This window comes from Brevundimonas sp. AVps4, from assembly GCF_058681525.1.
Window position 1 is genome coordinate 1400106 of sequence record NZ_CM178741.1, and the last position, 11150, is coordinate 1411255.

General features: G+C 66.4%; 10 protein-coding genes. 6 read left to right on the forward strand and 4 right to left on the reverse strand.

Going from position 1 to position 11150, the window contains the following annotated elements; all coding sequences use genetic code 11:
* The first annotated feature begins 10 nt into the window (after window positions 1-10).
* The 5 genes from pelA (at window position 11) to ACW178_RS06880 (ending at window position 7219) form a co-directional block, all read left to right on the forward strand.
* Window positions 11-1318, forward strand: coding sequence for a pectate lyase (gene pelA, locus ACW178_RS06860; protein ID WP_492025005.1), 1308 nt, complete (start codon window positions 11-13; stop codon window positions 1316-1318).
* Between the two features lie 94 nt (window positions 1319-1412).
* Window positions 1413-1973 carry a sigma-70 family RNA polymerase sigma factor gene (locus ACW178_RS06865; RefSeq protein ID WP_228186374.1) on the forward strand — a complete coding sequence of 187 codons (561 nt, stop codon included), beginning with the start codon at window positions 1413-1415 and terminating at the stop codon, window positions 1971-1973.
* A complete protein-coding gene (locus tag ACW178_RS06870) occupies window positions 1970-2908 on the forward strand; it encodes a FecR family protein (protein ID WP_201463806.1) in 939 nt (312 codons plus the stop codon). Before ACW178_RS06865 ends, ACW178_RS06870 begins: the two co-directional genes overlap by 4 nt.
* A 149-nt stretch (window positions 2909-3057) precedes the next feature.
* Window positions 3058-6036 (forward strand): TonB-dependent receptor, encoded by a 2979-nt coding sequence (locus ACW178_RS06875; protein WP_395942200.1) that lies wholly within the window; start codon window positions 3058-3060, stop codon window positions 6034-6036.
* Between the two features lie 73 nt (window positions 6037-6109).
* Window positions 6110-7219 (forward strand): pectinesterase family protein, encoded by a 1110-nt coding sequence (locus ACW178_RS06880; RefSeq protein WP_287105712.1) that lies wholly within the window; start codon window positions 6110-6112, stop codon window positions 7217-7219.
* Here the strand turns inward: ACW178_RS06880 and ACW178_RS06885 are convergent.
* From ACW178_RS06885 to ACW178_RS06900, 4 genes are read right to left on the reverse strand one after another with little or no spacing between them, the layout of a single operon-like run.
* Window positions 7194-8126, reverse strand: coding sequence for a glycoside hydrolase 5 family protein (locus ACW178_RS06885; protein WP_287105711.1), 933 nt, complete (start codon window positions 8124-8126; stop codon window positions 7194-7196). The two genes, ACW178_RS06880 and ACW178_RS06885, sit on opposite strands and share 26 nt — an antisense overlap.
* The gene (locus tag ACW178_RS06890; protein WP_287105710.1) at window positions 8123-8914 is read right to left on the reverse strand and encodes a TIGR04290 family methyltransferase; all 792 of its coding nucleotides are present in this window, start codon (window positions 8912-8914) and stop codon (window positions 8123-8125) included. The genes ACW178_RS06885 and ACW178_RS06890 overlap by 4 nt, the downstream gene beginning before the upstream one ends.
* Window positions 8907-9452, reverse strand: coding sequence for a histidine phosphatase family protein (locus tag ACW178_RS06895; RefSeq protein ID WP_492025006.1), 546 nt, complete (start codon window positions 9450-9452; stop codon window positions 8907-8909). Before ACW178_RS06895 ends, ACW178_RS06890 begins: the two co-directional genes overlap by 8 nt.
* Window positions 9453-9490: 38 nt before the next feature.
* A complete protein-coding gene (locus ACW178_RS06900) occupies window positions 9491-10606 on the reverse strand; it encodes an inositol-3-phosphate synthase (protein ID WP_492025007.1) in 1116 nt (371 codons plus the stop codon).
* A gap of 265 nt (window positions 10607-10871) precedes the next feature.
* Here ACW178_RS06900 and ACW178_RS06905 point away from each other — a divergent pair, with 265 nt between their 5' ends.
* On the forward strand, window positions 10872-11141 hold the full coding sequence (locus tag ACW178_RS06905) for a hypothetical protein (RefSeq protein WP_182714104.1): 270 nt from the start codon (window positions 10872-10874) through the stop codon (window positions 11139-11141).
* The last annotated feature ends 9 nt before the right edge of the window (window positions 11142-11150 follow it).

Genomic DNA, 11150 nt, shown 5'->3' on the forward strand with positions numbered 1-11150 from the left:
GAGTACGCTCGTGAGTTCTGTCTTTACCCGATCCTTCACCGCCCTGGGGGCTCTGACCCTGGTCGCCATGGCCGGAGCGCCGGCTGAGGCCGAGGTTCTTCGCCTGAACACTCCCGCCGTCGGTCTGACCATTGATCGGATCGGCGCCTTGCCGGATGGGGAGCGCGGCGCCTGGGTGGAGTATCTGGCTCGTTCCCAGGCCCAGCACCTGGCGGACCGGGCGGCTCTGGCCGCCGAATTGCCGCCTGGCGCGACTCCGCCGCCGCCGCCTCAGGCCGTGGGGCCCAGCCAGTACAACATGCCTCTGGACCGACCGTCGGACTGGTACGAATCGGCGCAGGCCCGCCGAATCGCCGACGCCATCGCCAGCTTCCAGACGCCGGCCGGCGGGTGGAGCAAGAACCAGGATCGGACGATCGCCCGTCTGCCCGGTCAGCGGTTCTCGAACGACGCCGAGACCATGGAGCAGAATCCGGCCAATTTCGACGCGCCCGCGGACCGGTTCTGGACCTTCGTCGGCACCCTCGACAATGAGGCGACCTGGACGGAGATGCGCTTCCTGGCCAAGGTCGCGGCCCACGCCCCGGGCGCCCAGGGCGACGCCTGGCGCGCCAGTATCGAGCGCGGCGTGCGCTATCTGTTGAACGCCCAATATCCGAACGGCGGCTGGCCGCAGATCTGGCCTCTGGAAGGCGGCTTCCACGATTCCATCACCTTCAACGACAACGCTGTCGCCAACGCCGCCATGCTGCTGCGGGACGTGTCGCAGGGACGCGAGGGCTTCGACTTCGTTTCGAATGATTTGAAGTCCCGTGCAGGGGAGGCGACGCACAAGGCGGTCGAAGTCATTTTGGCGGCCCAGGTGCGTCAGGGCGATCGCCTGCTGGGCTGGCCTCAGCAGGTGGAGCCGATGCGCCTGGTTCCGACCAGCGCCCGCAACTATGAGCCTCGCTCCATCGCCAGCGGCGAAACCACCGACATCCTGATCTTCCTGATGCGCGAGCCGAACCCTTCCGCCGAGGTCAAGGCGGCCGTGCGCGGCGCGGCGGCTTGGCTGGAGGCGGTCCGGGTCTATAACAAGTCGTTCGAAATGACAGATCAGGGCCGCAAACTGATCGAAAAGCCCGGCGCCGGTCCGATCTGGTCGCGCAACTATGATCTGGTGACCGGACGGCCGATCTTCGGCGACAAGGACCAGACCATCCACGACGACGTGAACGAGATTTCGATCGGGCGGCGCAACGGCTATTCCTGGTGGATCACCTCGCCGCAACGGGCGCTTGATCTGTACGCCGTCTGGTCGGCGGAGAACGGCTGATCGGGGGCCTTCGGCCGTCGAACTTTTTTTCCCTCGTTCGGCGGCCTTTGACGGAAACGGTCGCGCCGCTCATCGTCATCAGATGGAGGGGCCTGTGGCGACCAGACTGAGCATTCCAAGCGACGAGGCCGTGCGCTGGCTGGCGCGCGAGGTTCTGCCGCATGAGGCGGACGTCCGCCGCTGGCTTGCCCAGTCCTTGGTCGCCGCCTCCGAAACGGACGATGTGATCCAGGAGGCCTATTGCCGACTGGTCGATCTGGACGATCCAGGCCGCATCCGCAGCCCCCGCGCCTACTTCTTCCAGACCGCCCGGTCGATCGTTCTCGAACAGCTGCGTCGGCAACGCGTCGTTCGGTTCGAAACCGTGACGGAAATCGACGGTCTGAACATCGAGTGGGACGAACCGTCTCCGGAGCGTATTGCGGCCGGGCGCAAGGAACTTGAACGCGTGATGCAGATCATCAGCCGTCTGCCCGACCGATGCCGGCGCATCTTCGAGATGCGGCGCATTCTGGGTCTGTCGCAGCGGGAGATCGCACGCCGACTGGGTGTCAGCGAGAACGTGGTCGAGAACGAAGCCGCGCGTGGGCTGAAGGCGATTCTGGCCGCCCTGGCCGCGGACGAGGCGCCGGGCATGACGAGGCGCAAGGCATGAGCGCTTCCGACCTGAATCCGATCGATGCGGAAGCGGCCGCCTGGGCGGTGAAGCTGGATCGCCCGCTGCCGGACGTCGAACGCGCGGCCTTGGAGACCTGGCTGACCCAGGATCGGCGTCACCGCGGAGCGCTGGCGCGAGCGCAGGCGGCCTATTGTTTAGCCGCCGCGCCCGCCCAGGCGGCTGAACCCGGGGCGACGACAGGTCGGCCGGCCCGGCGCTGGGTCCTGGCGGGGGCGGCCGGCTTGGCCGCCTCGCTGACGGCCGGCGGTGTTTTCGTCTCGGCCCTGCAACGCCAGCGACTGTCCACTCGTCTGGGCGAGATCCGCCGGGTGCCCTTGGAGGATGGCTCTCTGGCCGCGATCAACACCGATACGGTGGTCGAGGTCAGCCTGAAGCCGCGCCGCCGCGAGGTCGCGATCGAGCGCGGCGAGGCCTGGTTCCAGGTCGCCAAGGACGCCGCCCGCCCCTTCGTCGTCGAGGCCGGCGCGGTGCGGGTGCAGGCGGTCGGCACCGCCTTTTCCGTGCGCCGCAAGAGCATCGGCGCCCAGGTCATGGTGACCGAAGGCGTCGTCGAGGTCTGGAGCGTCGACGACCCCGGCGGCGCACGGCGGCGCGTCAAGGCGGGCGAACAGGTCTTCATTGGCGACAAGGCCGGCGCGGCGCGTCCCGTCAGCCGGCCCCTGGAGGCGGAGCGCGCCCTGGCCTGGCGCGACGGTCAGGTGGTGCTTGACGGCGACACGGTCGCCGCCGCCGCCGCCGAGTTCAATCGCTACAACAGCCGCAAGATCATCATCAGCGACCCGGCCCTGGAGGGGCGCCGCGTGGTGGGCTGGTTCCGGACGAACGAGCCCGACAGCTTCGCACGGGCGGTCGCCGTCGCGCACGGCGCATCGGTCCAGGTTTCCGACACCGTCATCGTTCTGGGCGGCTGAAGAAGAAAAATGACGGGCGCGTGACGGAAAGTCCGCGCCTGAGCATCGCTTGAATGGAACCCTCGTCAGAAGGGTCCGGGAACAGGAAACAGATAAGGGAGGGCCTGCGCATGCCATTCGCGCCAAAATTCGACGCTCGCGCGTCGCTCATGATCGCCGTCAGCACCATCGCCCTGGCTTCGGCCGGAGCCGCCCACGCCCAGACGCGGCAGTTCAACGTGCCGGCCCAACCCGCCGCGACCGGGGTGCCGGCCTTCGCCCGGCAGGCGGATCTACAACTCCTGGCGTCCTCCGACGCCGTGGCGGGGCAGCAGACCGGCGCGGTTCAGGGGGTCCTGACCGTGCAGCAGGGCCTGGACCGACTGCTCGCCGGCACCAACCTCGTCGTCGCGTCCAACGACGGACGGACCGCCGTCCTCGCCCGCGACACCCGCGTCGCCCAGGGGGATGAGACGCAGGATCCGGTCTCTGAAGTCGACTCGATTGTGGTAACCGGTTTCCGCGCCTCGCTCAGCAGCGCCCTGACGACCAAGCGCCGCGCCAACGGCGTCGTGGACGTCATCAAGGCCGAGGACATGGCCGACTTCCCGGACGCAAACCTGGCGGAGTCCATCCAGCGGGTGCCGGGCGTCTCCATCGCCCGCGACGCCGGCGAGGGCCGACAGATCACCGTGCGCGGCCTGGGACCGCAGTTCACCCGTGTGCGCATCAACGGCGTGGAGGGTCAGAGCACGGCCTCGGGCACCGACAGCTCGGGCGGCGCCAACCGCAACCGCGCCTTCGATTTCAACGTCTTCGCCTCGGAACTCTTCAACAGCATCACCGTGCGCAAGACGGCCTCGGCCGAGACGGAGGAGGGCTCGCTCGGGGCGACGGTGGATCTGCAGACCGGCCGGCCCTTCGACTACGCCGGCGCCAACCTGGTCCTGTCGGGTCAATACGGCTACAATGATCTGTCGCAGGAATGGGACCCCCGGTTCGCCGCCCTGGCCAGCAACACCTGGATGGACGGCCGCCTGGGCGCCCTGGTCTCGGTCGCCTACACCAAGCGGCGTCTGCTGGAGGAAGGCCACGGGTCCGGCGGCTGGCTGAACGGAACCGAGGCGGGCGGATACAACCCGGCTTCACCCTTCGCCGATGCGCGCCGGGCGGACGTCTATTCGCCGCGCTTTCCCCGCTACGGCCGTCTGACCCATGATCAGGAGCGGTTGGGCCTGACGGGTTCGCTGCAGTTCCGCCCGCAGGAACAGACGCTGATCAACCTTGATCTCCTCTATTCCGATTTCAAGGCGACGCGGCAGGAGAACTGGCTGGAAGCCCTGTCCTTCGCCCGCAACGCCTCTCAGGGCGGCCGGCCCGAAATCATCGTTCGCGACGGCGTCATCGATGCGAACGGCGACATGGTCTATGGTCTGTTCGACGACGTCGATGTGGAGACCGAAACCCGCTTTGACGAGCTGGACACCAAATACACCCAGGCGACGCTGAGCCTGGAGCACGACTTCAGCGATCGCTTCCGGGTGAAGGGTCTGGTCGGCTACTCCAAGTCGGACTTTGACAATCCGATCCAGACCACGGTCATCCTGAACCGCGAGAATTCGGACAACTATTTCTACGACTACCGTGAGAACCGGAACGCGCCGCTGATCGGCTTCGGCTATGACGTCACCGATCCGCTGGCCTATAATTTCGGCGCCGCCCGCTCGGAGATCCGTCTGCGGCCTCAGGGCGTGACCAACACCATCAAGACGGCCCAGTTTGACGCCGGCTATGATTTCAATCCGTCCCTGACCCTGAAGGCCGGCGTCAACTACAAGGAATATGAGTTCGACTCCTGGGCCTTGGCGCGGGTCAATGAAGGCGTGGTGCCCCAGCTGCCGGCCGGGGTGACCCTGGCCAGCCTGACCGAACTGGTCAGCGGCTTCGGCCGGAACCTGGACGCGCCGGCCGGAACGGTCACCAGCTGGATCGCGCCGAACCTTCAGGCCTTCGCCGACCTGTTCGACATCTACAGCAACACGGGCCTGTTCGAGCTGAGCGGGGCGTCCAACAGCAATGCGCGCGGCAATATCCGCAGCGTGACGGAGAAGGATTCGGCCGCCTATCTGCAACTGGACTTCAGCACCGAACTGGCCGGCGTGCCGATCCGCGGCGACGTCGGGGTGCGCTATGTGAAGACGGAACAGAGCTCGACCGGCTATCAGCTGGTCGCCGGAGCGGCGCAGCAGACGACGGTGGACCGCGACTATGACGACGTCCTGCCCGCCCTGAACGTCACTGCTGAAGTGACGCCGGACTTCCTGGTCCGCTTCGGCGCGGCCAAGGTCATGACCCGTCCGAACCTGGGCAGTGTCACGCCCGGGGGCAGCCTCAGCACCGTGGGCGTCTTCAGCGTCAGCTCGGGCAACCCCTATCTGGACCCCATCCGGGCCACCACCTACGACCTTTCGGCCGAGTGGTATTTCGCGCCGGAAGCCCTGCTGTCGGTCGGTCTGTTCTACAAGGACATCGACAGTTACATTCAGACGTCCAGGACCTCGCGCCCGTTCAATGAGTCGGGTCTGCCGCTCGAACTGCTGAACGGCCTGGGGGTCTCGCCCAGCGACGTCTTCCTGTTCAGCCAGCCGGTCAACACCGAGGGCGGTCCGCTGAAGGGGATCGAAGTCAGCTACCAGCAGCCGTTCAGCTTCCTGCCCGGACCCTTCGACAATCTGGGCGCCATCTTCAACGTCACCCTGGTCGATTCCAAGATCAGCTATATCTCGTCGCGGTCCCCGACCGGCTTTGTCGAGAACGACCTGATCGGCCTGTCGAAAACGGCCTATAACGCCACCCTCTATTACGAGGACGATCGGTTCAGCGCCCGCGTCTCGGCCGCCTATCGCGACCGCTATCTGACGGCCGTGCCCAGCGGGACCAGCACCAACGACATCGACGGGGTGCGCGACATCGTCACGGTGGACGCCTCGGCCTCATACGCCCTGAACGACCGCATCAAGCTGACGTTCGAAGGGCTGAACCTGACCGACGCCTTCAACGAGCAATATACGGACAGCCGTCGCGACAGCATCTACGTCTATTCGCACACCGGCCGGCAGTACAACTTCGGCGTCCGCTACAGCTTCTAGTCATCCTCTCCCCTCCCGAGGATGGGCGTCGGCCGGTTCGCCGGTCGGCGCCCGCTTTTCATTCGGAGACGCCATGAACCCGCTGCTTCATCGTCGTTCTGTCCTGGCCGCCGGCGCCGCCTTGCCGCTCGCGACGGTCGGTCCGCCCGCCTGGTCGAGGGCGCGGGCCTATGATGCGGTGGTCGCCAAACCCGCCTCGGGGCGGACCTTCGCCGCCCCGGCCTATTCCAGCCTGTCGGCCGCCATCGCCGCCGCCCCATCGAACGGGACGCGGCCGTTCCGCATCCTGATCACGCGCGGGATCTGGACCGAACAGGTGGTGGTGGACAAGCCCTTCGTTCATCTGATCGGTGAAGACCGCAGCGGTTCAGTGATCAACCACCTAGCCGCCTCCGGACTGGCGGCGCCGGACGGGCGGCCCTGGGGCACCTTCCGCACGGCGACTCTGTTCGTCCGCGCCCCGGATTTTCACGCCGAGACCCTGACGATCAACAACGCCTTCGACGGCTTGGCGGAGATGACCAAGTCGAACGGCCTGCATTCTCACAACGGCGCCGGCCCCCAGGCGGTCGCCTTGATGATGGACAAGGGCTCCGACCGGGCGGTGGTGCGCGCCTGCGACATCCTCAGCTACCAGGACACCCTGTTCCCCGATGCGGGATCGACCCTGTTCGACCGTTGTCTGATCACGGGCAGCTATGACTTCATCTTCGGCGGCGGGCGCGCCTGGTTCGAAGGCTGCGAAATCCGATCGCGCACACGTCCGGCCGATCCGATCGAGGGTTACGTCACCGCGCCCAGCACCCCGATCGATCAGCCGTTCGGCTTCGTCTTCAAAGACTGCCGGTTGACCAAGGACGCCGATGTTCGTCCGGGCTCCGTCTTCTTGGGCCGACCCTGGCGGCCGTCCAGCGCCTTTCCCGATGGGCGATACGGCGATCCCCGTTACGTCGGCGCGGCCGCCTTTCTGGACTGCTGGATGGACGACCACATCGCCCCGGAGGGCTGGACGGAGATGTGGTACACGGGGCGCGACGGCAATCCGCGCACCATGCTTCAGCCAGAGGAGGCGCGCTTCGCGACCTTCGGCTCGACCGGACCGGGCGCCGCCGACTTCGGGCGGGGGCGCCGCCTGTCTGCAGACGAGGCCGGGCGCATCACGCGATCAGTCGTGCTGGGCTGATCGCCGCATCCTGCGGTCTGGCCGGCGCATAGCGGGCGGTCATCTCGGCGCAGAAGTCTGCGAACTCTTCGGCGACCTGCGGCGGGCTGGTGTGGTGGGGCTCCAGACCGCGATGCTCGGGCGTGAAGCAGAAGGTCACGGTCACGTCGAAGTCGGCTAAGGTCTCCATCTGCCGGTCGAACCAGTCCAGGGCGCCGTCGCGATAACGGTCCGCCCAGGACAGGCCGGTGCGCAGCCGACGTACGCCCAGGTCCTTCAGCCATCGGACCGCATCGTCCAGCCTGTGATCCTGGAAGTGAAACCACTGGCAGACCCCCATGTCGGCCGCATAGGGCCGGAAGGCCTCCAGCGCGGCCTTGGGCGAGCCGTCCTCTCGCAACAGGCCCATGTGGAAGTGCCGGTAGTAGGACGACCCCTCAGCCTCCCGATGCCGTGTCGTGGCCTCCCATGTGCGGGGCAGGTCGTACAGGCTGTACCAGTGGATGCGGGGCGCCTTGCCGATCAGCAGTTCGGCGGTCTTTTTCACGCCCCAGGCCTGGACCTCTTCGGAGCCGAAGGCGGAGACCCCGACCTCCGTCACCCAGACCGGCTTGTCGGTGACCGCCTTGATCTCGTCGATTCGCGCGGGCCATTCGTCGATGGGCCACAGGTTCCAGTCCAGGGGAAAACCATGGACGGCGACCACGTCGATCGCCCCCATCACCCCCATCTCCTCCAGTCGCCGAACGAAGGAAGGGTCGATGGGGGACATCCCGCCCAGGACGCGGGTCACCGTGGGATTCTCGGCCCGGACAGCGGCCCCGGCCAGCCGCGTCATCTCGGCGAAACGCGCCCATTCGGGGTCCAGCAGGGGGTCCCAGTGGGACTTGTTGTTCGGTTCGTTCCAGATCTTGACGGCCTCGATCATCGGCGCGGCTCCTTGGTCTTGTCATGGCCGTTGAGGGGCGAGCGGGCGGGATAGACGGCGCCGGCCTCGGTCGGCCGTTCTGTGCGGCGACACAGGAAGACTTCCTCCTCCGGTCGATCCAACACCTGGAACCCCGCGCTGCGCAGCATGGCCGCGCTGGCCGAGGCGTTGGGCGCCCACCAGTTGGTCCAGTCTCCGGCGTAGCGGTGCTCGATGAAGTGCACCTTCGGATAGTCGGGCCGGTCGAAATGGGCCGTCTGGCTGAAGTCGTAGTCGATTTCGGGTTCAAAGATGTCGTTTGCGCCGCGTTGCATCGACTGGAACAGAAGCAGGTCGTCGGCCACGTGCTCGTGGATCAGGTCCAGCGCCAGCAGCGGGTGGCGCAGGTGGTAGAGGACGCCCATGAAGATGACGAGGTCGAACCGTTCGCCGAGTTTGGCCAGGTCGTAGACGGACAGTTTGCGGAACTCGATATCCGCCTCTTCGACCTCAGCGGCGAGCCGCGCCTGGTCCAGATAGCGGTCGTCGAAATCGACGCCCAGCACCCGGTCCGCCCCCCGCCGCTTCATCTCCAGCGAGTAGAAGCCGGCGTTGCAGCCGATATCGAGCACGCTGCGGCCGCTCAGATCATCGGGGATCACATGGGCGAAGCGGGCGAACTTGTTGGCGGGATAGTCGTGGAGGAAGTGATCCGGCGCGGTGCGAACCCCCTTCAGCTCCATATTGTGAAACCAGGGGCCGAGTTCGGCCACCCGAGCGCGAACCTGCGCGGCGCTGAGTTCAGCCATGAGGAACCTCATTCAGGCGAAGAAGGGACAGGTGTTCCGGCGTCGCCGAGACGGTGGTGATCGACCCCGGCGCGATCTCGAACCGATCGTGGTGTCGCAGCGAAAGCCCCAGAGTCAGGGCGACGACCGACTTGATCACGTCGGCGTGGCTGACCGCCGCCACGGCTCCGGCGTCGGCGGCGGCCATCGTCTCCAGCCAGCGGGACAGGCGGCCTTGGACCTCCAGCATCGACTCGCCGTTCGGCGCCCGGCCCTGGTCGCGGGCGGCGTTCCACCGGCGCCATTCGGGCAGGGCGTCCAGTTGGGCGAAATCCCGGCCGGTCCAGTCCCCGAAATCAATTTCGTTCAAGGCGGCTTCCTCTTCGAGCCGACCGGAGTGGGCGGCGGCTATCACGGCGGCGGTCTCTCGCGTCCGGTCCAGGGGGCTGGTCAGCACCCGATCAAGTCGGGGGAGGGCGCGCGCCAGAGCCTGGGCTTGACGTCTTCCCGTGTCGCTCAGACCCACGCCAGGGGTGCGTCCGCAAAGCCGTCGGGACACAAGATCGTGGGCTCCGTGTCGGATCAGGTGGATGATCGTCACGAGACCAGGCGAGTGGGGCGCGGGGCAGGGGCGGGCTCGTCGCCTCGGATAAAGCGCAGCGTCCGTTCGCGCGCCTCCTCGTCCGTGAACTGTTCCGGGGGGGATTTCATGAACCAGCTGGACGGCCCGATCAGAGGCCCGGATACGCCGCGATCCATCGCCACCTTGGCGCATCGGACGGCGTCGATGACGACGCCTGCGCTGTTGGGACTGTCCCAGACCTCCAGCTTGACCTCCATGCTGATCGGCACGTCGCCGAAGGTGGTGCCCTCCAGACGGATGTGCGCCCATTTGCGGTCGGTCAGCCACGGGACGAAATCACTGGGGCCGACATGGACGTCGTCGTCGGCCAGGGGCGTCTCGAATTGACTGGTGACCGCCTGGGTCTTGGAAATCTTCTTCGACGTCAGTCTTTCGCGCTCCAGCATGTTCTTGAAGTCGGAATTGCCGCCGAAGTTGAGCTGATAGGTGCGATCCACGCGCACGCCCCGCTCACGCATCAGATTGGCCAGAACCCGGTGGACGATGGTGGCGCCGACCTGGCTCTTGATGTCGTCGCCGACGAGCGGCAGTCCGGCGTCGCTGAACCGCTTCGCCCAGGCTGGGTCCGAGGCGATGAAGACCGGAATGCAGTTGACGAAGGCGCAGCCGGCCCGCAGCGCCTGTTCGGCGTAATATTCGGTGGCCTTTTGCGATCCCACGGGCAGGTAGGAGACCAGCACCTGGGTTCCGCTGTCGCGTAAGGCCTGGGCCACATCGACGGGGGGAGCGGCGCTCTCTTCCAGGTCGTCGATCATGTATCGGCCGATCCCGTCCAACGTCGGTCCTCGCTGGACGGTGACGCCCGAGGGGCCGGGGGAGGCGAAGCGGAAGGTGTTGTTCGGCGGGGCGAAGATGGCGTCCGACAAGTCGCGGCCGACCTTGGCCGCATGGATGTCGAAGGCGCTGACCATTTCCATGTCTTCGATACGATAACCGCCGAGTTCGACGTTCATCAGCCCGGGCGGAGGGGCGTTGCTGGGGGCCGCCGCGTAATGGGCCAGGCCCTGAACGAAGGACGAAGCGCAGTTGCCCACGCCCACGACGCCGATCCGAACGGATTTTCGCTGCATTGGCTGGTCCCTTCGCCGTTCCGCGGCCCGATCGGCCGCAGCAAGAGGAAGGATCTACAAAGCTCCCGGTTCCGTGAAATGGCCAAGTATCCATCAGATCAAGGTTCGAAGCGGACGATATATGTTCTTGTGTCGAATTTTGAACATTGAAAGAAAAGGCGGAAAGGGAAGTGCTAGCGCAATATGTTCAAAATTGAACGCTCCGAATATCGGAACAGATGGGTAGAAGAAGCTGTTGCTCGGGTGAACCTGCCGGAGCTGCACCATGTCCGAAGCGAACCGCCTGACTGATCATGACGACATCCGCGCCTGGGCCGAGGCCCGCGGCGCCAGGCCTTCTCGCGTGGCCAGCACGGCCGACGCCGACGGCGGCGGGGTGCTGAGGTTCGACTTCGGCGACAAGGAAGAGGCGCTGGAGGAGATCTCCTGGGACGAGTTCTTCCGCATCTTCGAAGACAGCGACCTGGCCTTGCTTGCGCAGGACCATACGAGCAGCGGCGAGATGAGCCGCTTCTCCAAGTTCGTGCAGCGCTGAGCCGGAGAT